Source organism: Selenomonas sp. GACV-9 (genome assembly GCA_900116485.1).
Lineage (GTDB): Bacteria > Bacillota > Negativicutes > Selenomonadales > Selenomonadaceae > Selenomonas_A > Selenomonas_A ruminantium_G.
Window position 1 is genome coordinate 20,558 of the sequence record FPAX01000007.1, and the last position, 23,098, is coordinate 43,655.

The window sequence follows — 23,098 nt, forward strand, 5'->3', positions numbered from 1 at the left end:
AAGATGAGGGTCAGCGGACTTTTTGCTGTCGTTCCTTTTTATTGCGGGAAATGCATTTCTGTTATATTATTAAAGTAGTGTGTTTAATTTCAAACGTATTGTACAGAAGGAGACCCTTTTGATGAATAGCAACCAGAAAATACTGGCGGGGATGGCGGTGGCAGCCGCTGTGTTCCCGGTCGTGTCAGGAACAGCCTATGCGGCGTATTCGGCGGACTCGGATACGGGCATCGAGGCGCTTGATTATATCGAGAATGAGCGCATCGCAGAGCGTCAGCGCCGCTTGACGGATGAGCAGAAGAAACTGCTTGAGGATGCGGCGAATATGGAAAAACATTTGCGGCAGCCACTGGCTAAAGACAAGCCGATGCCGGTGGCCTTTGAAGGTGAAGACCTCACCTATGACCAACGTGACGGCAGTTTCATCGCCAAGGGCAAGGTGGATATCCTGCAGATGGATGCGCACCGTTTCCAGGGTGAGGAAGTCACGGGCAATACGGTAAAGCAGGAAATCGATATCCCTGACAAGGCCCATATCCTGCAGATGACGCCAGGACAGATGCGCGTGACCCTCGATGGCTACAAAGCGCACTACAACTATGGTACGAAGACCGGTACGCTGGAAAATGTCAAAGGCAAGGCTGATGCCCATTACATCACGGGCAAGCGGTTCGAGTTCTATCCGGACCATATGGTGGTATACGAAGGCACGCAGACAAAATGCGGTGCGAAATCGCCAGACTATCATCTGAGTGCCAAGAAGATCACCATGTACCCGAATGACAAGATCGTCATGGAGAATGTTTCCTTCTGGCTCAAGAAGGTCAAGATCTATTCGCGCAAGCGTTATGTTGTCGATATCCGTCCAGGGGCTGGCAATGGGAAATATCCTTATCCGCGTGTTGGCTACAATACCGATGACAAGCTGACATTCAGCTGGGATCTGTCTTTCCCTTTGCTGGATAATGTTGCTGCCAATGCGAATATCTATATCACAGGTGCCGATGGCTGGCGCAGCAACTACGATGTGACCTGGTCGAACAAGAAGATGGCAACGGGCATCACCTATGGCTATTTCGAGGACAGCGACAACCGCTGGATCCGCAAGCAGCCAGCGGTGTTCTGGCGCTATGGCGACCATATCGGCGACAGCCATTTCACTTATAAGCTCTATACGGAGTATGGCCGCTGGTATGGTTCGGGGATCCACAGCAATCACAGCTACTATTCAGCAACTTTGGGCTATGATCCCATCAAGTTCCATCGTTATACGCTTTATCTGAACCTTGGCTATAATATCACGCGGGAATCGTATGATGATTCGCGTGTGGCAGGCATCAAGGCTGATGCCGTGCTGACGAAGGACTTCAATGACCGTTGGGCAGCTTATGCTGGCTATCACTACAGCCGGAAGGATGCCGCAAGTTCCCTGTTCAATTTCGATACAGACGATTACCGCCGCAAGCTTGAGGGCGGGTTCAGCTACCGCGTCGACGAGAAGAACCGTCTGGCAGTTGGCACGAAGTACGATCTCGATCATGGCAAGTGGAAGAATATCGATTATTATTGGTATCATGATATGCATTGTGCGGAGTCGATCGTACGTTATAAATCCTTGCATAATCAGATCAGTGTACGCTTCCAGTTCACACCGTGGTAAGCAGGAACATAGAACAATTATCTACCGAAGAAGGTTGAATCATGAAGAAAGAACTGGCTCCAATCTTAGAGGAAATCCAGGGACAGAATATACTCGTCATCGGCGATATGGTGGCCGATATCTATCTTGATGGCCGCATCTCACGCATCTCGCGGGAGGCACCGGTGCTCGTGCTCGAGCAGGCCGGTGAGAAGATCATCGCAGGCGGTGCGGCCAATGTGGTCAATAACGTGGCGACCCTGGGCGGCAATGTCTTTGCCGTTGGCCTTGTCGGGCTCGACTCGGCAGCGCGCGGCCTCAAGGAAGCGCTCGAGAAGAATGGGGCCCATACCGATGGCCTGTTCTGCGATGAGAAGCGTCCGACCATCTCGAAGACCCGGGTCATCGCGGGCGGCCGGGCGACGGTCAGCCAGCAGATCGTGCGCATCGACAAGGAGAGCCATGAGCCCATGACGCCGGCTTTCGAGTCGCAGATCATGCAGTATATCAAAGCTCTGCTGCCGAAAGTAAAGGGCGTCGTCATCAGCGACTACGGCTCGGGGACAGTTACGCCAAAGCTTTCGCAGCAGCTTATCAGCTGGTGCCGCCGCCACGGCATCCCGAGCATGGTGGATTCACGCTATGACATCCACCGGTTCAAGGACATCGGCTATGTCAAGCAGAACGACGCGGAGCTGGCGGCTGCGGTAGGCAGGGATCTGGCGACGGAGGAGGATATCTATGCGGCTGGGCAGGAGCTTTTAGAGGAACTGCAGGCCGATGGTGTCCTGGTGACGCGGGGCGAGTATGGCATGGTCCTTTTGGAAAAGGATGGTGCCATCCACAACATCCCCGTGTCGGACAAGAGCGAGGTATTCGATGTATCAGGTGCTGGCGATACCTGCGTGGCGACGGTCATCCTGGCCCTGGCTGCAGGCGTGGAGCCGGCAAGGGCAGCCGAGCTTTCCAATATCGCCAGCGGCATCGCCGTGCGCAAGCTGGGCACGGCTACTGTCAGCAAGGCGGAGCTGGCCGCTGCATTAGGGAAATGATGAGGGAATGAAATGCTGATATCTAAGGATGATATCGCCGCTTTCTGCGAGGTACTGCGCAAGGGCGGCAAGAAAGTCGTGTTCACCAATGGCTGCTTCGACATCCTGCATGCCGGCCATGTGACGTATCTGGAGAAGGCACGCTCCTTTGGCGACTGCCTGGTGCTCGGGCTCAATAACGATGCATCGGTGCGAGCCAACAAGGGGCCGACGCGGCCCATCAACAGCGAGCTTGACCGTGCGAAGGTCGTCGGTGCCTTGAAGGCCGTCGACTATGTGGTGCTGTTCGGTGAGCAGACGGCGGAAACGCTGATTGCCAAGGTCAGGCCGGACATCTATGTCAAGGGCGGCGACTATACGCTGGAGACTCTGCCGGAGGCGAAGATCGTGCAGAGCTACGGCGGGCGGGTTGAGTTTGTCCAGATGGTCGAAGGCCGCTCGACGAGCAATGTGATCCGCAAGATCCAGCAGGGGGAGAACGAGTAAGGAAGCACGTATGAAAAATATACTGGTAGTAAAACTCAGTGCCATAGGCGACGTCATCCATGCATTGCCGGTCTCCTATGCCATCAAGGAAACGTATCCGGATGCGCATCTGACCTGGGTCGTGGAGCCGCCGGCTTATGACCTGTTGACGATGAATCCCTATATCGATGAAATCATCGTCTTTGAAAAGAAGAAGTTCAAATCCATCGGCGGGTTCCTCAGCAACTATGGGCCGCTCAAGCGCAAGATCCAGCAGCGCCGCTACGATGCGGTGCTGGATCTGCAGGGGCTGTTCAAGTCGGCGGCTATCGCCCGCCTCGGCCAGGCGCCGGTAAAGCTCGGCATGTGCAACATGCGCGAGTTCAGTGACAAGATCTCAAAACCTGTCATCGGGCCCAATGCCCAGGGGCATATTGTCGAGCGTTACCTCGATGTGGCGCGGGCCATTGGCTGCCGCGTCGATCAGGTGCGGTTCCCCCTCGAGGTTCCCGAGCGGGAGGCAGAGCTCACCCAGCGGATCTTCAGCCAGGCGGGGGCCAACATGGGCAATCCCTATGTGGTCTTTGCCATTGGTGCCAACTGGCCCAACAAGCGCTGGCCGGTGGAAAGCTTTGCCGAGCTCTCCGACTGGCTCTATGAGCGGCGCTTGATCCCAGTTCTCGTGGGCGGCGGTGTCGTCGATGAGCAGCGGGCCGCCGAGATCTGTGCGCAGACGGAAATCCCGCCGATAGATCTCGTAGGCCGCACGAACTTCAAGCAGCTCACCTATATCCTGCAGAATGCTCAGCTCGTCATCGGCGGCGATACGGGGCCGGTGCATCTTTCCGCCGGTGTCGGCACGAATACCATCATGCTCATGGGCCCCACTGATGCGAACCGCAATGGCCCCTACGGGCAGATGGAAAACGCGATCGAGGTTGACCGGGCCTGCAAGTACTGCTGGAAACGTGCCTGCCCCAAGCAGCTTGACTGCCTGGCGAATATCCAGGTTCAGCAGGTTTGTGAGTCTATAAAGAAAGTCTTGCGGTTATGATACGATTACAGAAATTCTTTGCGAGCATCCAACAGGATTTGAAGCTGTTTGCGGCTTTATGGTTGTTGATTTGCTTATACCGGGTTATTTTCATATGGGATATGTCGTCATATCTTTCTGCGGCTGCTGATGCCCAAGAAATCGGGCTGGCACTTTGGACAGGAGCCCGGCTTAGCCTGAAGTCTGCTGGAGCAATCACGCTGCTGTCCTTTGTGTTTTGTTCCTTGGTGGGACTCTTTTGGCCGCGGCCGGAACTGGGCAGGGGGCGGCTGTGGATAGGCACGGTAGCCTCGTTTTTCTTGTCGGTATTCTTCCAGGCGCGTTTTCCCTACTATCGGGAATTCCATATGACCTATAATATGCAGGTGGTGCAAGGCTGGCAGGATGACCGCACAGCACTTTTCTGGACGATGGTGCAAGAATATGGCCTGCCTTGGCGGCTGGCCGTGGCGATTGGCCTGACCGTGTTGTTCTGGTATATACTGAAACGTCTCTTGCGGACGTCTGTGTTCCCGCTGCCGGCGCTCAAAGGCAAGCTGCCCGTGGCGTTGGCATCACTAGTACTGACAGCTGTGATATTTGTCTTTGGCCTGTTTGTCCGCTTTGGCGCCAGTTTCAATTATGAGAAGAGCATCAATTGGGAAAACTGCGGTGTGACGAACGACGCGTTCCTCAATGAGTGCATACTGGATGATGTCCAGGCACTCTATCGTGCCCGTGACTTTGCCATCAATATGGAGGCGGGTCACATTGCTGGTGTGGACAGGGATAATATCGCAAGCTTCCTGCACCAGATCGCTGGTCATGAAGACCTGCAGGTAAAAGAGATAAAGCCTTATCTGGAGCGTACTGCCCAGGGGGCTAAGATACCGCGCCCCAAGCATATCTTCATCATTTTGGGAGAGTCATGGGCGCAGTGGCCAATGCTGGATCAGTATGCGGATCTTCAGGCTGCTGATGGCATCCGCAGCCTGGCGGCGGCCTCCGAAGGCTATTCTACCCAGTCGTTCCTACCCAATGGCGAATATACGGCAATCGCGATTACCGGCATGGTGACGGGACTGCCCGAAATCCATATTGCGCCGCAGTACCAGCTGCGGACCTTCAAGGAAGTCTATCCGACAGCCATGGCGCCACAGTTCAAGCAGTTGGGGTACCAGGTTGACTTTTGGTATGGCGGTATTCCCTCGTGGGATAGTATCAACCGGGTAACACTTGCGCAGGGGTTCGACCATTTCTATGGCTATCCTGATTACAACGCGCCTAAGCAGAGCGCTTGGGGGACAAAGGATGGCTATATGTTTGACGCGCTGGAAGAACACCTTGCCGATGAACCGCCGACGGTGCATCTCATCATGACGGTGACCAACCATCCGCCATACAATCTGGACTTGGCGGCCGAGGGCTTTGACCTTGAGCGGGAAAAGGCTGAGACAGCAAAGCTGCCGCAGGCCGATGATCCCGATGAGCTGGCTGTGGAGCTAGGCCATTACTGGTACATGGATAAGGTCGTGACTGATTTTGTCCGCAAGACCCGGGAAAGATATCCGGACAGCCTGTTTGTCATCACTGGTGACCATGCTGTGCGCATGGATCCTGGTACGCAGCCAACGCTGTTTGAACACCAAAGCGTGCCATTCGTACTCTATGGCCAGGGTGTTACGAAAGACATCCTGCCTGCGCAGGCTGTCGGTGGCCATCTGAATATCGTTCCCACGCTGCTGGAGCTTATTGCCCCGAAGGGCTTTCACTATTATTCGCTGGTACCGAGTATGACCAGCGGTTCGCAGGCAGCATTCAATGGATCGACCTGGATGGCTGACGGCATGATTGGCCAATTGGAGGGTAGCAAAGCATCGATGCTTGCTGGTCAGGAGGCTGATGATGTTTCTGCGGCCAGACAGAAGGTAGATAACCTGCTGCCGGCTGTACGCACGATAGCCTGGTGGCTGCTGCAAAAGGGGAATTCAGTGGAGGAGTAATCATTCGTGTATAAAAATATCCTCGTAATCAATCTCATGCATATCGGCGATCTGATGCTGGCAACGCCGGTCCTGCGCACCTTGCGCACGAATTATCCAGCGGCCCGCATCAGCCTGCTGGCGGACAAGAAGCTCCGCGACCTCGTCGAGCATAATGAATATATTGACGAATGCCTGCTTATCGACAAGAAGGGCAAGGATGACCATTTCGGCTCGCTGTTCCGGTTTATCTGGGGATTGCGGCAGAAGAAATACGACCTGGTCATCAACCTGCACCGCAACGAGCGTGCCTCGGCAATTGCGGCCTTTTCTGGTGCCAAGCGGATTGTCGGCTACAGCAAGCCGGGCTTTTCGCTGTTTTTTGACAAGGTCATGCAGAATCCGTCGGTGGCTCACCATATCGGCCAGGGGCCCTTTCATCTGCTGCCGCCGCATAAATACGTGCCGGGGTGGAAACATCAGGTGCATGCCCACCTCGAGGTATTGAAGGAAGCCGTCGGTGTCGATACCATCGATGATGGCGGCCTGGAGATGTGGCTGCCTGAGGCGGCAGAGCAGGAGGCGGAGTCCCTTTGGCAGCAGCATTTTGCGCCGGAGGACAAGGTCATCGCCTTCAATATCGGCGCCAGCTGGCCGACCAAGCGCTGGCTGGACAGTTACTTTGCCGAGTGCGCCGATGCGCTGATTGGCCGTGGCTATCAGGTGGCATTCTTCGGCGGTCCGATGGATCTATCCATCGTCGAGAAATGCATCGCCCAGATGAAGCAGAAAGACAGCGGCAAGCTGCATGTGTTTACGGGTAAGGTGAGCCTTTCCGTACTGGCAGGGCTGCTCAGTCGCTGCTGCCTGTTCCTGACGACGGACTCGGGCCCCATGCACATCGGTGTGGCGATGAACGTCCCAATCGTCACGATGTTTGGCGCGAGCCCTGTGCCGGGGTTCTATCCCTACGATGCCAAGGACGTGCTCATCAAGGCCCCTGTAGGCTGCCATCCCTGCGGCATCCATGAATGCCCGCACGCTGGCGAAGCGAACCTGGCCTGCATGAAGAAGATCACGCCGGCCGTCGTCATGGAACATGTCGATGCGCTGCTAGAAAGATATCAGGGCGTTCCCGCCTATCAGCTGCCTGCGCATTATGGGGAATATGAATGCCAGGTCGTTGAGGCTTGAATGAGTGGTCAAGGAAGGGAGAATCCGCGAATGGATAAGCAAGCGATGCATGATTTCATTGCCAACGGCACGGCAGGCTGTCGCCTGCTCGTCGTTGGCGATGTCATGCTGGATAAATATTTCTATGGGGAAGTCACGCGCATCTCGCCGGAGGCTCCGGTGCCAATCACCCACGTGCTGTCGTCGAAGGAGACACTGGGTGGTGCGGCTAACGTGGCGCATAATCTGGCCCTTTTGGGCTGCGCGACGGATATTGCCGGTTTTGTCGGTGAGGACTATCACTGCCAAAGCCTGCTGGATAAGTTCACAGAGCGTGACATCAGCTACAAAGGCCTCATCCATACCGACAGGCCGACGACTACGAAGCTGCGCATCATCGGCGGTCATCAGCAGATGATGCGGCTGGACTTCGAGGAGGCCGAGCCGGTCGAGGGCCCGTATGCGGACCGGCTGCAGGGCTATGTGCAGGCGGCGCTCGCGCAGGGCGTCGATGCCATCATCATCTCGGACTACGGCAAGGGCTGCTGCACGCCGGCAACCTGCCAGGCAATCATCCAGGTGGCGCACGAGCACCAGGTTCCCGTCATCATCGACCCGAAGGGCAATGACTGGGATAAGTATGCAGGGGCAGATTACATCACGCCGAATCTCAAGGAGATCAACGAGATCCTGCCAGTGCGCATCAAGAATGAGGATGCAGCCGTCGAGAAGGCTGCGCGCTATGCGATGGAGAAATACCAGCTCAAGAACATCATCGTGACGCGGTCGGAAAATGGCATGACTCTGGTGACGCCAGAGGCTGTCACCCATATCCCGACGAAGGCCCAGGAGGTCTACGATGTCTCAGGTGCTGGCGATACCGTCATTGCGGTATTCTCGCTGGGACTGGCTGGTGGCCTTGCCCCTGTCAGCAGTGCCCGCATGGCCAATCTGGCCGCCAGCGTGGTTGTTGCCAAGCTCGGCACTTATGCGATAAGCAGGGATGAGCTGCTGGAAGTCTTGAAGTAAGAGAATTGTTCTGAAATAGGAGGAGTATACCATGATTATCGTAACGGGAGGCGCCGGCTTTATCGGCAGCAACCTTGTCAAAGAACTCAACCGCCGTGGCCGCACGGATATCCTTATCGTCGATGACCTCAAGGATGGTCAGAACTACAAGAACCTGCGCGGTCTGCAGTTCATCGACTATCAGCACAAGGACGATTTCCTGCAGAGCATCGAGGAGGATGACTTCGACGGCACGGATATCGACGCCGTATTCCATGAGGGGGCCTGCTCTGACACGATGGAGTATGATGTCAACTTCATGATGCGCGTCAACTACGAGTACTCGAAATCACTGCTGCACTTCTGCCTGCAGCACCGCATCCCGTTCCTCTATGCATCGTCGGCATCGACTTATGGCAGCGGCCGCAATGGTTTCCGCGAGGGCGACGAGTGCGAGGATGCCCTCAATCCCTATGCCTTCTCGAAGCTGGCCTTTGACCGCTATGTGCGTCAGGTCATGCCGGAGGCCAAGAGCCAGATTGTCGGCCTCAAATATTTCAACGTCTATGGCCCGCAGGAGCACCACAAGGGCAAGATGGCATCGATCTTCTATCAGCTCTACAACCAGATCAACGAATCGGGTACGGTCCGCCTGTTCAAAGGCTGGGGGGATATCAATGGCACGCCGGTCAAGGATGGCGAGCAGCGTCGTGACTTCGTCTATGTCAAGGACGTCGTGAACGTCAACCTCTGGTTCTGGGAGAACAAGGGGGAAAGCGGCATCTACAACTGCGGCACGGGCCATGCACACACCTATAACGAGGTGGCCCAGGCAGTTATTGCGGCAATGGGCAAGGGCGAGATTGCTTACCGTGAATTCCCGGAAGTCCTCAAGGGCAAATATCAGAACTACACCGAGGCTGATCCGGCAAATCTTTTGGCAGCCGGCTATGATGAAGGTTTTCACGAGATGAGCGATGCCGTTAAAGAATACGTCGAGTTCCTCGATGCAGGAGGCTATTTTGTCTACGGCAAATAAGAAGGCGGTATTCTTCGACCGCGATGGCACGCTGAATGTCGACATCCACTATCTGCACCGTCCCGAGGATTTCGCCTGGATCGAGGGGGCCAAGGAGGCCATCAAGTATGTCAATGATCTGGGGTATCTTGCAATCCTCGTCACGAATCAGAGCGGTGTGGCGCGGGGCTATTATCCGGAAGAAGACGTGAAGCGTGTCTACGACTGGATGAATGGAGAGCTGGCAAGGATTGGAGCGCATCTTGATGCGCTCTATTACTGTCCGCACCACCCGGAAGGGAAAATCCCGCAGTATGCCAAGGCCTGTACCTGCCGTAAGCCCCAGACGGGCATGGTGGACAAAGCCTGCACGGATTATGGGATTGACCGCAGCCAGTCGTATTTTGTTGGCGACAGCGATGGCGATATGGAATGTGCCCGCAGGGCAGGGCTCACGCCTATACGCTATGGGGCAGGCAGTCTGCTGGACTGCCTGCAGGGCTTCATCGTCAAATAACTCTGCATCCCGCACAGGAATTTATTTGCAGGCAGCGAATAGTATTCCATAGAAAACAATTTATGAGGGAGGGATACCTGTGACCCTTTTTTTGCTGGCTGTGCTGCCGATTCTCTGGCTTATCTTAGCGCTTTCCGGCTTAAAAATGGCGGCCTGGAAGGCTTGCCCGGTGGCGCTGCTGTTGTCTTTGGTAGTAAGTGTCATCAATTTTGGCATGCCGTGGGATTACATGGCCAGTGCAGTGCTTGAAGGCACGGCGCTAGCGTGTTGGCCGATACTTCTTATCATCACAGCGACTATCTATACATATCATCTATCGGTACATACGGGGGGCATGGAGCGCATCAAGGCCATGCTCACCTCGGTCAGCAGCGATTACCGCGTGCTGATCCTGCTCATCGCCTTTGGCTTTGGCGGCTTCTTGGAGGGCATGGCGGGCTTTGGCACGGCGGTGGCGATCCCGGCCAGCATGCTCGCGGGCATGGGCATCAATCCCGTAAGTGCCGTGGCCGTCTGTCTGGTGGCTAACTTCGTGCCATCGGCTTATGGCTCGATTGGCATTCCGCTGGTTACCTTGTCGGGCATCATGGGGACAGATCCTGCCCAGCTGGCCACCTACGTGGCCCTGCAGATCAGCATCCTGGGCATTTTCTGCCCCTTCCTGATGGTGGCGATTGCTGGCGGCGGCTGGCGGGCTATCCGCGGCATGGTGCCTATCTGTCTGGCAGCTGGCGTCGGCTATGTCGCGGCCCAGCTCGTCGTATCGTATTTCCTGGGGCCCGAGCTGGCGGGCGTCGCGGGGGCTGTCTGCACCATGGGAGCCATCATGGCTGCCGTGCGGTTCTTTCCCCCGCAGGATTTTGCCTATGTGCTGCAGCGGGAGGAAGCGCCAGCCGTCAACCGCCGGCAGGCGTTCTTTGCCTGGCTGCCCTTTGTGCTGATCTTCATCCTGCTGCTCCTGACCAGCAAGCTGGTGCCGATGATCTATGATTCGATTTCGCAGATCCGCACGTCGGTGCTCATCTACAAGGGGGATGGCGGCAGTCCCTATACCTTCCACTGGGTTGCGACGCCGGGCATGGTGATCTTCTTTGCCACGTTCCTCAGCGGGTTCATCCAGCGGACGCCGGTCACCGATATGCTGCAGGTCCTGCGCAAGACGGTGTTCAGCCTGCGGCCGACCTTCGTGACGATCATCAGCATCATCGCCACAGCCAAGGTCATGGGCTACAGCGGCATGACGACGACCATTGCCGACCATACCGTGGCGGCCACGGGCGTCATGTATCCGGCCATCGCCGCCTTCATCGGCTCGGTGGGCGGTTTCATCACGGGATCGGCAACCTCCACCTGCATCCTGCTGGGCAAGCTCCAGATGGATGCGGCGGTGGCCATCGGGGCCTCAGAGAACACGCAGGTCTGGATAGCTGCGGCCAACGCCACGGGGGCCTGCGCCGGCAAGATCATCGCTCCGCAGAGCATCGCCATCGGCGTAGCGGCCATCGGCGTGGCTGGCAAAGGCAGTGAGAGCCATCTGCTGGCCTTGGCGATAAAGGTTTACCTGCCCTTTATCCTACTACTTGGCTTCTTGGTGTATATGGGCCGCGTATGGCTATAGATAAGGAAACGCTCCATCGGATGATGGAGCGTTTTTCTCATTGGGGGACGCAGTGTTTTTCATGGTTTTATGTTATAATATTACGTTAGAGATTAAATTTGTATGAAGGAGATTCTTATGCCTAGACTGGCTGTATTGATTTTGACTAAGAATGAAGAGGCAAATATTGAGGAATGCATCAAGAGTGCGTCATTTGCTGACGAGATCGTCGTGATCGACTCGGGCAGCACCGATTCGACGCAGGCGAAGGCTGAGTCCCTTGGCGCGCGGTTTGTCGTGCATCCGATGGATGACAGTGGCTTTGCTGGGCAACGGAACTTTGCTATGACGCAGACTGAGGCAGATTGGGTATTTTTCCTTGATGCGGATGAGCGTATCGTCAAAGATGCTGCGGAGAAGATCAAGGCAATCGTTGCGGCAGATACCCCGACTGCTTACCGCGTGCAGCGGAAAAATGTCATCATGGGGAAAATGATGCAATATGGTGGGCATCGGCCTGATTATGTAGCACGTTTTTATCCACGTCAGTCTGTAAAATGGCATGGACGCGTACATGAAGGGATTGAGACAGTACTGCCGATCAAGGAGCTGCCTGGGTGTCTCCATCACTATACTTATACCACTTGGCAGCAGTATTTCTCCAAGTCTAATCAATACACGTCGCTATCGGCACAAACTATGTTTGCCAACAAGAAAAAAGCCAGCAGGATGGGTGTGTTGTCACATGCGTTTTTTGCTTTCCTGAAATCGTATGTATTGAAACAGGGATTCCGTGATGGCTATCTAGGTTTTGTCATGTCGGTCTTAGCTGCGAATGCGTCAATGACAAAATATCTGAAACTGCGGAATCTCTATCGGTTGGCTAAGGGACAGCAGGAGTAACGGGGGAAATATCGTGCGTTTGATACAGATTGCGCATGCACTGACGTTGCATGATGCCGCAAGTGAATTTGTCCAGAATTTGGATGGGATGTTTCGAAGATTAGGTTATGATACGGAAATCTTTGCCAATAGATTGGATGCGCGGATAAAGAATGATCATATCCGCACCATGGAACATTTTGATGGGACGACTGAGGATATTGTCATCTATCATATGACGACGGGAACATCGTTCAATAAATGGGTGGCGAACTATCCGCAGCGAGTCGTCCTGTACTATCATAACATCACTCCGGCAAAGTTCTTCTTTGGCAATGCTTGGGGATCGTGGCTCAAATGCATACAGGGAAGACGCCAGCTCAAGTCGATTGCGAAGAACACATTCTATGCCTGGGCAGCATCTGAGTATTCCTGTGAAGAGTTACGTGCATTGGGCCTTCTGGAAGCAAAACCGCTGTCTATCATCGTTGAACCGGAAAAGATCCTGAAGCGTCCTTTGGTACACGATATTTACGAGAAATATCATGATGGGAAGCTGAATCTCTTGATAGTTGGTCGTGGGGTGCCGCATAAGAAGCAGGATGAGGCAATCGATATCGTCAGATATTACAAGGAGCATATCGATGCCGAGGTCCGCTTGATTGTCGTTGGCAATATGAAACCATCGTTTGAGAAAAAGCTGCATCGGATGGTAGAACGCTATGGGATGCAGGAGGATGTCGTATTTGCCGGAAGTGTCTCAGATGATGAGCTATGTACCTGGTATCAAGTATCTGATGCATTGCTTTGCTTGAGTGAGCATGAGGGATTTTGTGTGCCGCTAGTAGAGGCGATGGCCTTCGATAAGCCGGTGTTTGCCTATGCAGCGGCAGCTGTGCCGGAGACCGTAGGGCGCGCCGGTATCATCTTGCAGGATAAGACCCCGGCGCGGGCTGCACAGGTTATCCATGATACCTTGGCATCGCAGGAAGCATTGGCCAGATTGGCTGCTGGCAGGAAGAATCGGTTGGAAGACTTATCTTATGAGACGATTTTCCAACAGGTGAAACAGGATATCGCGCATATCGTAGAGTTATGGGAAAAGCGCGTGTGAATTTTGGAGGCAATGAGTGTGGAAAGTTTTACTTCCCTGGGGAAAAAAATCTATAACATGAGCAATCCGCGAGAGGCGCGTAGATGTGCTGTGTTCGTTGCGCGGTGCTGGCTCAACTATGGCCGGATGAAGAAGATTGATGCATTTTATCAGCAGAATGAGATGCGGCGGGAACTGGCCGAAATCTACCCGTTTGTTTATGAGCAGCCACAGCGGGCTTTTTTCTATAATAAATCGAATTTTGCAGAGCGGATGCGTTTGCTTCAGGAGCATTTCACTTTCTTGGAGCAGAAAATAAGACCAGAGGTATTGCTGGATATATATCGTGAGAATGATCAGATCCTATGGGAGAATGAACACGAGGGAGAACCGCTGCGCCTGGTAATCTACTATGAACCAGGACAGCGGAAGGAAGGCCTGCTGTCCGTCATCTTGCGACTGGGAGAAAAGCCATTATACCAAATGATATTCTGGATTCAGAAAGATCCACAGGGGGAATGGGCGGCATATATCGGTGCCATGCAGGGCCCCAATATGGATAATGCAAAAGATGTGATCAAGAAAATCACCAAACAGTGTCATGCCTACCGGACGAAAAACCTCATTCTGCATGCAACGCAGGAAGTAGTGCGAAATTTAGGGGTCAAGCATCTGTATGCTGTCACGAACTATGGCTATTATGCGAACAATCATGTCCGTATGGATCGAAAACTCAAGACGGATTTCAGTGAATTTTGGCAGGAATCCGGTGGGACTGCTTGTGGAGATGAGCGATTCTATGAGTTGCCGTTAGTGGAGTATCGCAAGACCATGGATGAGGTGCCCACAAGGAAACGTGCTGTTTACCGTCGTCGCTTTGCCTTGTTGGATGAGATCGATCAAAGCATAGCTGAGGCGATCCGTAAGATGCGCATCTAAGCATGTGATTTGAAGGCTTATTTAGTTGGTTGGATTTATGGTAAAGGAGTACTATGCGGATCTTATTTGTTTGTGCAACAGAATACCAATTGTTGAATGCTATATCGGCAAAGCTGAACTTATTTGCGCAGGTAGATGCTGATATTGTCCTGCAAAGGAAAAATTCGCGGGAGTTGGCAGCGCGCTTGAAGGAAAGCGGGCTGTTTGCGGAAGTATGTTATGCCGCCGAGGAGGCACTGGGACTCCATGACTGGTTGAGAAAGTTTACTTCGAGAAGTGAATCAAAAATAACGTTTGCTAAGGCACTATGTAATGATATTTCTACGTTCATAGTATCTGTTCAAGAGAAGATTTTTGGTGAAGACGTAACTTTAAATTATTTACTGCATGGATATGAGAGAATAAAAGGATATACGTATGATGAGATGCTGGCTCAAAATAATTCAAAAATTGTAAATGTTTTTTTGAAAAAAATAAAAAAACATAAATGTAAACTGTCAATCTTGGAAGAGGGGATTGGTTCCTATATGGAAGAAAATATAGGAGCTAGGGGGACTTTAGCTGATTGTGCATATCTCTATGATCCGAGGTTGGCACTATACAAATGTAAAGAATTTAAGAAGTTACCAGTAATTGATGGAGATAAAAATGTATTGAAATATGCAAATTTTATATTTGGATATTCAGATAGTGATAATGATATAAATTATGATAATAGTGTAATTTTGTTTGAAAACGGTTGTGAGAAAATGCCGGAATATTTAACAAATACACACGGCATCAAGAAAATATTGCTACGTAATCCGTATAAAAAACATTATAGGATGCATGAAAGATATGTAAAACAGGTTGAGTGTTTTAAAAAGATTGCTCAAAAAAGTATTGGTAATGTTTATATGAAATTGCATCCAAGAACTGCTAGCGGATTTATGGATGAATTTGCAAATAGTAAAATTATAGAAATAAAATCATATCAAATACCTTGGGAATTATTTACTTTGAATATGAAATTAAAAAATGTGACGATGTATGCAACGTTATCATCCGCAGTTTGTATGCAACCTGTATTGATGAATACTAGAAATAATAAGTATGTATTGCTTTACAAAATAACAGGTGAGACGGTGAGCGATGATTTTGTTAAGTTTATGGAAAAGATGATGACATATTATCCAAATGTCTTTTCAATACCAACGGAACAGTTGTGAAATTAATTGTTTTAGATAGTTAAGTCTCTGATGAAAAAGGAGAGATTTTTGGTGGATATATTGGCAATAATTCCGGCTCGTGGTGGATCTAAGGGGATACCTAAGAAAAATATTCGCTTATTGGGAGGCAAACCATTAATCAGCTATGCGATTGAAACAGCAAAATGTAGTCGGTATGTGACAAATGTTGTGGTATCTACAGATAGTAGAGAAATTGCTGAAGTGGGTATGGCATATGGAGCGGAAATCGTATATCGAGATGAGAATTTGTCTTCGGATATGGTTACGTTAGATCCTGTTATCTTTCATGCATTGGGAGAAGTAGAAAAAAAGGGGGGGCATTATGATGTTGTTATCACTATGCAACCGACTTCTCCAACCTTATCTACGAAAACTTTGGATGGCGCGATTGAGTATTTCCTGAATGGTGGCTATGATACTGTTCTCAGTGTGGTGAACCGACCGCATCTCTGCTGGGGAAAAAAGGGGGGAGAGGTTTATCCGCTTTATGAAAAAAGATTGAATCGCCAGGAGCTGCCTCCACAGTACTTTGAGACAGGTGGGTTTGTTATTGCCAAACATGATGTTGTGCGGCGGGATAGTCGTATCGGCAAGAAAATATCTGTTTATGAGGTACCAGAAAGAGAGAGCATTGATATCGATGATGAAAATGATTGGCTTTTGGTAGAACATGCTCTCAATCGAAAAAAAATCATTTTTCGTGCAGATGGCTATGAGAAACTGGGGATGGGCCATATCTATAACTGTATTACTTTGGCGTATAGTATGTTGGGGCAGAAGGTTTTACTGGTTACTAAGGCAAGTGCGCAGGCAGGTTTGCGCAAGATTCAGGCGTCCAATCTTCCTTATCGCATCATTGAGTCTGAGGCTGATATAGATAATATTATTTCTGATTTTCAGCCGGATATATGGGTGAACGATTGCTTGAATACTACGGCAGAATATATCAGCCATTTGAAGGAATTAGTGCCTAGAGTAATCACGATTGAGGATTTAGGTACAGGGATCGAAGTAGCTGATGCTGTAATCAATGCCTTATATACAGATCAGCATACTTTGCCACAGGTATACAGTGGTCACAAATATGTTTGTTTGCGTGATGAATTCCAGATGACACGACCGAAAGAATTTTCGGCTGATGTGAAAAACATAATTATTATGTTTGGTGGTACAGATCCGTCAAATCTCAATAAGATGGTATATGATGGATTGGTGGCAAAAAAAGGCATAGCTGGGGTGAATTTCTATTTTATCACTGGAATTGGTTATGATTGTGGGAAGAATGGAGTCGTTAGTCACCCGGAATATAATATTTTTGTATGTCCGGATGTGCCACGTGTAACAAAATACATGCAGATGGCCGACTTGGCGATTACCAGTCAGGGAAGGACTATTTTTGAACTAGCAGCTATGTGTGTACCGTCGATTGTGCTTTCGCAGAATGAGAGAGAGATGTCACACACGTTTGCAAAAATGAACAATGGATTCATTAATTTGGGGTTAGGAAGTCTAGCTTCTTTTGAAGGGCTTTATAATACGATTTTATGGCTTGTCAATACCCCTGTTATTCGTAAGGACATGTATGGCTTGATGAGAAAATGTAAATTACGCTCGGGGATTTCGCGTGTAAAGCAAATAATATTAGGGGATGAAATTGATGATTGATTGCATTAATAAAAGATTGTCTGCAGGCAAGTTTGTGTTGATTGCGGAAATAGGTGTCAATTATTATGATATTGCTAGTAAACTTAATATATCCTTGATGGAAGCTGCAAAATTCATGGTGTTATCTGCAAAGAATGCAGGAGTTCATGCGGTTAAGTTTCAAACGTATAAGGCTGAAACATTGGCGGCGAAAAAATCACCATCTTATTGGGATACGAGTGAGGAAGCAACAACCTCACAGTATGAGCTGTTTCAGAAATATGATCGTTTCGGTGAGGAAGAATATCGGCAGTTACAGTCTTTTTGTGAGCAGATAGGTATTGAGTTTTGTTCGACGCCTTTTGATATTGAGTCAGCAGATTATCTTAATCCATTGATGAATGTATATAAGATTTCATCTTCGGATTTAAGCAATATTCCCTTTATCGAATATATGGCAAAAAAAGGTAAGCCTATACTGTTGTCAATTGGAGCTTCCAATGAAGATGAGATTCGTCGCGCTGTGGAGACTATTGAAAAACATAATGATAAGAAAATCACATTGTTGCACTGTGTTTTAGAATATCCTACGCCGTATGCAGATGCCAATTTGGCTAAAATAGAAATGTTAAAGAAAACTTTTCCGCAGTGCTATATCGGTTATTCTGATCATACCAAGCCGGATGCAGGGTTTGATGTGTTGAAGGCGGCACATTTGTTAGGGGCACAGCTGATAGAAAAACATTTCACCTTGGACAAGAAATTAGTGGGTAATGATCACTATCATGCTATGGATGCTCATGATGCTGAAAAAATATTAAAGGCTATGGATTATGTAGATATGCTTAAAGGAAATGGCAATTTGGTAAGTTTGGATACGGAAGTAGCGGCTCGTATGAATGCCAGACGGTCATTGGTGGCGTCTGTAGATATAGCTAAGGGGACGGTAATTGAGCGTGAGATGCTTACTTTTAAGCGGCCAGGGACAGGGATAAGTCCAGCAAAAATTGATTGTGTGGTTGGCAAGACAGCTCTTTGCGATATAGCGGAAGATGATATATTGACTATGAACATGTTTAGCGAGGAGTAAAGAAATGAAGATATTGTTTTTGTCTAGGCCGATAACCAATGGTGGTGATTTCCTGTTTTCAGAACGAGCGAAAGAGTTATTATGTGCTAATCTTCCTCAGGCAGAAGTGACGGTACACCATTTGTTGGATGAGATGGATGCTGCTTATATTAATACGTTTGATAAGGTTGTCATTGCTGGAGGACCTTTGTACGATAATCGGTTCCTGACTCGCGAGTCGATTCCTTTTTTTGCTTTTCTTGCAGAGATAAAACCACCAATTCATTTTTTAAGTAATGGATGGTATGGTAGCAATATAAATAATATATATATATATATATATAATTTTTATGATAGCGTTATTGCTGATTTAAAATACATTGAGGAACATGGCGGCAGTTTTTCCTGTCGGGATTATATTACGGAAACGGTATTACGTAATAATGGTTTGAAAAATATACATATGGTTGGTTGTGCAGCCTGGTATGATATGGAAAAACTGGAAAATCAAAAGTTGCGGAATCTGGATTTTTCGAAGGTACGCAAAATTGCCATTTCTGATCAAGGAATGACAAAAAATAGTAAATGGCACGAAGTGAAATTTAAACAGACGAAAAAATTGGTAGAATTTGTGCAAACTAGATTTCCTAAAGTGGAAATAGTATTCACTTTTAATGGTGGCATTGATACGAAGTATTCGGGAAATTTTAATCGGCGAATATGTGAGTTTTTGTCAGAACAAAATATTTCTTTCTGTGATTTGTCTGGGAGCATGAATGGATTCCATGTATATGATGATATAGATTTGCATATTGGCTATCGAGTACATTCGCATATTTATTGTCTTAGTCAGCGTATTCCTACGGTATTGATTGAGGAAGATGCTCGTGGTGGCGGTGTCAATCAGGCTCTTGGGTTGCCTGATATACAAAACTATTCTACTAATGATGGCGAACAATTTATAGAAAATCCTTATTTGTTTAAGGAGTTAGAGGTCTATCTGCAAGAACTGCAACGGGAAGATTGTAGTCGATTGCAGCAGGCGGTGAACCGCATGGAGGATATTTATCAGCGAGTTGTAGTGCCTTACATAAAGAATGTAATCGGGGAGGTGCGGTAGATGTCTGTTGGTGATGAGATATACGCTTTTATGGAAAAAGTTTTCCCGTATTGCCGTAGTATTACTGGGGATGGTGTTCGGCAGACGCTCCGTGATATGAAAAGAATCTGCCCGTTGATGACTATTCACGAGGTTCCCAGTGGTACGCAAGTTTTCGATTGGAAGGTACCAAACGAATGGAATTGCCATCAGGCATATATTGAGAATTCTAAGGGCGAGCGAATCATAGATTTTAAACAAAATAATCTTCATGTGGTCAGTTATTCTCAATCAGTGGATAAATTTGTAAATCTAGAAGAACTTAAGGCGATTGTGCATACTTATCCAAAGCTGCCAGAAGCGATTCCGTATGTTACGTCCTATTATAAAGAAATGTACGGTTTTTGTATGTCACAGAAACAATGGGATTCTTTGCCGGAAGATACTTATCATATTGTGATAGATAGTTCCCTTACGCAAGGGGCGCTTACCTATGGAGAGGTGATTCTTCCAGGTGATTCAGAAGAAGAAATACTGTTTTCTACCTATGTTTGTCATCCATCAATGGCTAATAATGAATTATCTGGACCTGGAGTCGCTATCCATCTGGCAAAATATTTATCAGGATTGCCAAGGCATAAGTATACATATCGGTTTGTATTTGTACCGGAGACTATTGGTTCGATAACATATCTGAGTCGAAATTACAAAGAGCTAAAGGATACGGTAGTAGCAGGGTTTAATTTATCGTGTTTGGGAGATGATCTAGCTTATACCTATGTGGCATCTAAATATGGCGATACTTTGGCTGACAAGGTGGCAAAAAGCGTTATGGGGGCTTATGATGAGAAATATCACAGGTATAGTTTTTTGAAAAGAGGATCTGATGAACGTCAGTATAATATGCCAGGAATTGATCTTCCGGTAGTGGGGCTTTATAGGTCAAAATCCAATGAGTATGATTTTTATCATACATCACTTGATAATATGGATTTTGTATCGGCAAAAGCATTGGAAGAGTCGTATGAAATGATGAAATCAATCGTGCAGGTGTTGGAGAAAAATCATTATTATCAGGCGACGTGCCTTTGTGAACCGCAATTAGGCAGGCGGGGGTTATATCCTACAACGAGTGTTCGTGGTGGTTCGCGTGCCAGTGGTGCTTGGCATTATATTGATTTCTTGGCGTATGCGGATGGGAAAAATGATTTAATGGATATCAGTTGTCGTATTGAAGTTCCAATCAAAGAGGGCATAGCCATAGCAGAGCGATTATTAGAAGCTGGGTTAGTGAGAAAGGTGGAACGTAGCAATGGCCTATGAGGAAATATTGCGGACGTGGCAGGAGGTGCTGCGGAAGGTTGGTATTAGACATGGTGATATGCTATATGTTGCCTCGGATGCATCGCTATTGTTATTGGAGGCACGAAAAAAATGTGGAGTCAAGACAGCAACGGAACGTAATGTTTTTTTGAACGCATGGCTTGATACTTTGCAGGATGTGGTAGGGACTAAGGGAACATTACTGTTTCCTGTGTTTTCTTGGGATTTCTGCCATGGAAAGGGATTTAATATAAAGAACACGTTAGGTGAAGTAGGCGCACTGAATAATTGGGTGCTGCAAAACCGTGTGGATTTTCATCGCACAAAGCATCCGCTATATTCATTTATGGTTTGGGGGAATAGGGCTGATGAATTATTAGCGTTGAACAATGTTGATGCCTGGGGGGGGGATTCACCTTTTGCATATCTGCATCAGAATTCTGGCAAGATGTTGTTGTTAAACGTGTCTCTGCAGCGCGGTTTTACCTTTATGCATTATGTGGAACAGGCGGTTAGTGTTCCTTATAGATATATGAAAAACTTTCGTGGTATGTATACTGATGTGAATGGTATAGAAAGTGAGCGTAGCTATACAATGTATGTGCGCGATTTAGCTATAAAGTCACAGGAGTATGCGCCAGACGAAATGCTTGAAGTTCATGGCATAGTAGAACGGGCAAATTGGGGGAACTTAATCGTAAAGGCGTTCGATTTAAAAAAATCATTTGATATTGTTAGTGATGATTTGGTTAATAATGCAGGAAAAATGTGTTATAAATTCACAAACTATGAGATAGAATGGAACAAGGAGGCGACGCATGCAGATGACCTTAGTAACTGATTATTTGGATGAAACAGCGAGAAAATATCCAGAAAAAATAGCTTTTGCAAATGATAAAAGACAGATGACTTTTAGACAATTACGGCAGGAGGCTAGAAAGATTGCTAGGGGAATCATCCAAGAGGATATTTTTCGTCAGCCTGTCGTAGTTTTTCTAGAAAAAAGTCCGGAATGTGTTGCGGCTTTTATGGGCGCAGCTTACAGCGGAAATTTCTATACCCCATTGGATACACACATGCCGATGCAACGCGTGGAAAAGATTATGCAAACGTTACAACCGGCGTTGATTATAACAGACGAGATCCATAGAGATAGTGCTGCTCTTTTTTCTGACGATGCAAAGGTGTTGCTTTATGAAGAACTTTTACAACAGGATATCAATGATGAAACAGTAGACACTGTTAGTCGAAAAGTCACAGACGCGGATGTGTTATATGTATTGTTTACATCTGGCTCAACAGGAACCCCGAAAGGAGTCATTATTCCTCAGCGTAGTGTTATTGATTACACGGAATGGTTTGTTCATGAGTTTCAAATAACAGAGAAAGACACTTTGGGAAATCAGGCACCGCTATATTTCGATTTGTCGATTCAGGATGTGTATGCTACCTTGAAGTCTGGGTGTACGACTTATTTGATAGAGAAAGAAAAGTTTGCATTCCCAATTCAGCTGATGGAATATCTAAACGAAAAGCGGATAAATGTAATTATGTGGGTGCCATCCGCGCTGTGTCTGGTAGCGAATCTCAAAGCTTTACGAGCAGAAAAGTTGCCTGCTTTGCGCATGGTGCTGTTTTGTGGAGAAGTTATGCCCAATAAGCAGTTGAATGCATGGCGTAAAGTTTTTACTAAAACAACTTTTGTCAATCTCTATGGTCCATCGGAAACTTGTGATGCTTCTACTTATTATGTAGTAGACAGAGCGTTTGCAGATGATGAGGCTTTACCGATAGGATATCCTTGTAGGAATACAGATATAATCCTTTTAAATGAGGCGAATGAACTGGTGAAGGGCGACGAAGTGGGTGAATTGTGTATCCGTGGCACGAGTTTATCCTATGGATATTATCAAGATCAGGAAAAGACAGCGGCAGCTTTTGTGCAGAATCCCTTGAACGATTGTTATCCGGAACTTATTTATCGAACTGGTGATTTGGTTAAATACAATAAATATGGAGAATTGGAATATATAAGTCGTAAAGATTTTCAAATAAAACATATGGGTCATAGAATTGAGTTAGGTGAAATAGAAACAGCAGTTTCGTCTATTGATGGGGTGGAACGTTGTTGTTGCGTCTATGATGATAGGCGCAGCAAAATTGTGCTTTTTTATACTGGAAATGTTGACGGTCATGAAATAATACAGCAGCTGAAAAGATTGATTCCTGACTACATGTTACCGAACCGAAAGATACAACTTGATGATATGCCATTTAATTTAAATGGTAAAATTGATCGGGCGGCTTTGAAGGCAAAGTTGTAAAGGAGAATTACC

Annotated in this window: 20 protein-coding genes; all 20 read left to right on the forward strand. The window is 48.4% G+C overall.

The genetic code is table 11. The features are described 5' to 3' along the window. Positions 1–121: 121 nt before the first annotated feature. A complete protein-coding gene (locus BM322_RS07700) occupies positions 122–1,660 on the forward strand; it encodes an organic solvent tolerance protein OstA (RefSeq protein ID WP_075429378.1) in 1,539 nt (512 codons plus the stop codon). Positions 1,661–1,701: 41 nt separating this feature from the next. After that, entirely contained in the window at positions 1,702–2,691 is a 990-nt protein-coding gene (locus BM322_RS07705; RefSeq protein WP_075429380.1) for a bifunctional heptose 7-phosphate kinase/heptose 1-phosphate adenyltransferase, read from the forward strand. A 12-nt stretch (positions 2,692–2,703) separates the two neighbouring features. Then, a complete protein-coding gene (gene rfaE2, locus BM322_RS07710) occupies positions 2,704–3,177 on the forward strand; it encodes a D-glycero-beta-D-manno-heptose 1-phosphate adenylyltransferase (RefSeq protein WP_075429382.1) in 474 nt (157 codons plus the stop codon). A gap of 10 nt (positions 3,178–3,187) precedes the next feature. Beyond that, positions 3,188–4,210, forward strand: coding sequence for a glycosyltransferase family 9 protein (locus BM322_RS07715; protein WP_075429384.1), 1,023 nt, complete (start codon positions 3,188–3,190; stop codon positions 4,208–4,210). 101 nt (positions 4,211–4,311) lie between these two features. After that, on the forward strand, positions 4,312–6,192 hold the full coding sequence (locus BM322_RS07720) for an LTA synthase family protein (protein ID WP_318254568.1): 1,881 nt from the start codon (positions 4,312–4,314) through the stop codon (positions 6,190–6,192). Between the two features lie 6 nt (positions 6,193–6,198). Then, positions 6,199–7,365, forward strand: a complete 1,167-nt coding sequence (locus tag BM322_RS07725; protein WP_177220836.1) for a glycosyltransferase family 9 protein — start codon at positions 6,199–6,201, stop codon at positions 7,363–7,365. Positions 7,366–7,395: 30 nt separating this feature from the next. Beyond that, positions 7,396–8,373 carry a D-glycero-beta-D-manno-heptose-7-phosphate kinase gene (gene rfaE1, locus BM322_RS07730; RefSeq protein WP_075429386.1) on the forward strand — a complete coding sequence of 326 codons (978 nt, stop codon included), beginning with the start codon at positions 7,396–7,398 and terminating at the stop codon, positions 8,371–8,373. Between the two features lie 31 nt (positions 8,374–8,404). After that, the gene (gene rfaD, locus BM322_RS07735) at positions 8,405–9,391 is read left to right on the forward strand and encodes an ADP-glyceromanno-heptose 6-epimerase (RefSeq protein WP_075429388.1); all 987 of its coding nucleotides are present in this window, start codon (positions 8,405–8,407) and stop codon (positions 9,389–9,391) included. Beyond that, on the forward strand, positions 9,375–9,887 hold the full coding sequence (locus BM322_RS07740) for an HAD family hydrolase (RefSeq protein ID WP_318254569.1): 513 nt from the start codon (positions 9,375–9,377) through the stop codon (positions 9,885–9,887). The genes rfaD and BM322_RS07740 overlap by 17 nt, the downstream gene beginning before the upstream one ends. Before the next feature lie 79 nt (positions 9,888–9,966). After that, on the forward strand, positions 9,967–11,505 hold the full coding sequence (locus BM322_RS07745) for an L-lactate permease (protein ID WP_075429391.1): 1,539 nt from the start codon (positions 9,967–9,969) through the stop codon (positions 11,503–11,505). Between the two features lie 117 nt (positions 11,506–11,622). After that, positions 11,623–12,387, forward strand: coding sequence for a glycosyltransferase family 2 protein (locus tag BM322_RS07750; protein ID WP_075429392.1), 765 nt, complete (start codon positions 11,623–11,625; stop codon positions 12,385–12,387). Between the two features lie 13 nt (positions 12,388–12,400). Further along, a complete protein-coding gene (locus tag BM322_RS07755; RefSeq protein WP_143102207.1) occupies positions 12,401–13,480 on the forward strand; it encodes a glycosyltransferase family 4 protein in 1,080 nt (359 codons plus the stop codon). 12 nt (positions 13,481–13,492) lie between these two features. Beyond that, a complete protein-coding gene (locus BM322_RS07760) occupies positions 13,493–14,398 on the forward strand; it encodes a VirK/YbjX family protein (RefSeq protein WP_075429394.1) in 906 nt (301 codons plus the stop codon). Between the two features lie 53 nt (positions 14,399–14,451). Then, positions 14,452–15,606 carry a polysialyltransferase family glycosyltransferase gene (locus tag BM322_RS07765; protein WP_075429395.1) on the forward strand — a complete coding sequence of 385 codons (1,155 nt, stop codon included), beginning with the start codon at positions 14,452–14,454 and terminating at the stop codon, positions 15,604–15,606. Positions 15,607–15,657: 51 nt separating this feature from the next. Continuing rightward, positions 15,658–17,292, forward strand: coding sequence for a cytidylyltransferase domain-containing protein (locus tag BM322_RS07770; protein ID WP_082334429.1), 1,635 nt, complete (start codon positions 15,658–15,660; stop codon positions 17,290–17,292). Next, positions 17,285–18,361, forward strand: coding sequence for an N-acetylneuraminate synthase family protein (locus tag BM322_RS07775; RefSeq protein ID WP_075429399.1), 1,077 nt, complete (start codon positions 17,285–17,287; stop codon positions 18,359–18,361). The genes BM322_RS07770 and BM322_RS07775 overlap by 8 nt, the downstream gene beginning before the upstream one ends. A gap of 4 nt (positions 18,362–18,365) precedes the next feature. After that, positions 18,366–19,460: a polysaccharide pyruvyl transferase family protein gene (locus BM322_RS07780; RefSeq protein WP_075429401.1), complete on the forward strand. Its 1,095-nt coding sequence runs from the start codon at positions 18,366–18,368 to the stop codon at positions 19,458–19,460. After that, positions 19,461–20,762, forward strand: coding sequence for a DUF4910 domain-containing protein (locus tag BM322_RS07785; protein WP_075429403.1), 1,302 nt, complete (start codon positions 19,461–19,463; stop codon positions 20,760–20,762). Further along, positions 20,752–21,603: an AAC(3) family N-acetyltransferase gene (locus BM322_RS07790; RefSeq protein ID WP_075429405.1), complete on the forward strand. Its 852-nt coding sequence runs from the start codon at positions 20,752–20,754 to the stop codon at positions 21,601–21,603. The genes BM322_RS07785 and BM322_RS07790 overlap by 11 nt, the downstream gene beginning before the upstream one ends. Continuing rightward, on the forward strand, positions 21,581–23,086 hold the full coding sequence (locus BM322_RS07795) for an amino acid adenylation domain-containing protein (RefSeq protein ID WP_075429407.1): 1,506 nt from the start codon (positions 21,581–21,583) through the stop codon (positions 23,084–23,086). Before BM322_RS07790 ends, BM322_RS07795 begins: the two co-directional genes overlap by 23 nt. Positions 23,087–23,098 lie beyond the last annotated feature (12 nt).

Excerpts from the sequence above, each read along its gene's own strand:
- BM322_RS07775 (WP_075429399.1), top strand. The coding sequence starts at position 17,285 with ATGATTGATTGCATTAATAAAAGATTGTCTGCAGGCAAGTTTGTGTTG.
- rfaE2 (WP_075429382.1), top strand. The coding sequence starts at position 2,704 with ATGCTGATATCTAAGGATGATATCGCCGCTTTCTGCGAGGTACTGCGC.
- BM322_RS07705 (WP_075429380.1), top strand. The coding sequence starts at position 1,702 with ATGAAGAAAGAACTGGCTCCAATCTTAGAGGAAATCCAGGGACAGAAT.
- BM322_RS07795 (WP_075429407.1), top strand. The coding sequence starts at position 21,581 with ATGCAGATGACCTTAGTAACTGATTATTTGGATGAAACAGCGAGAAAA.
- BM322_RS07765 (WP_075429395.1), top strand. The coding sequence starts at position 14,452 with ATGCGGATCTTATTTGTTTGTGCAACAGAATACCAATTGTTGAATGCT.
- BM322_RS07790 (WP_075429405.1), top strand. The coding sequence starts at position 20,752 with ATGGCCTATGAGGAAATATTGCGGACGTGGCAGGAGGTGCTGCGGAAG.
- rfaD (WP_075429388.1), top strand. The coding sequence starts at position 8,405 with ATGATTATCGTAACGGGAGGCGCCGGCTTTATCGGCAGCAACCTTGTC.
- BM322_RS07715 (WP_075429384.1), top strand. The coding sequence starts at position 3,188 with ATGAAAAATATACTGGTAGTAAAACTCAGTGCCATAGGCGACGTCATC.
- BM322_RS07785 (WP_075429403.1), top strand. The coding sequence starts at position 19,461 with ATGTCTGTTGGTGATGAGATATACGCTTTTATGGAAAAAGTTTTCCCG.
- BM322_RS07750 (WP_075429392.1), top strand. The coding sequence starts at position 11,623 with ATGCCTAGACTGGCTGTATTGATTTTGACTAAGAATGAAGAGGCAAAT.
- BM322_RS07780 (WP_075429401.1), top strand. The coding sequence starts at position 18,366 with ATGAAGATATTGTTTTTGTCTAGGCCGATAACCAATGGTGGTGATTTC.
- BM322_RS07760 (WP_075429394.1), top strand. The coding sequence starts at position 13,493 with ATGAGTGTGGAAAGTTTTACTTCCCTGGGGAAAAAAATCTATAACATG.
- BM322_RS07700 (WP_075429378.1), top strand. The coding sequence starts at position 122 with ATGAATAGCAACCAGAAAATACTGGCGGGGATGGCGGTGGCAGCCGCT.
- rfaE1 (WP_075429386.1), top strand. The coding sequence starts at position 7,396 with ATGGATAAGCAAGCGATGCATGATTTCATTGCCAACGGCACGGCAGGC.
- BM322_RS07720 (WP_318254568.1), top strand. The coding sequence starts at position 4,312 with ATGTCGTCATATCTTTCTGCGGCTGCTGATGCCCAAGAAATCGGGCTG.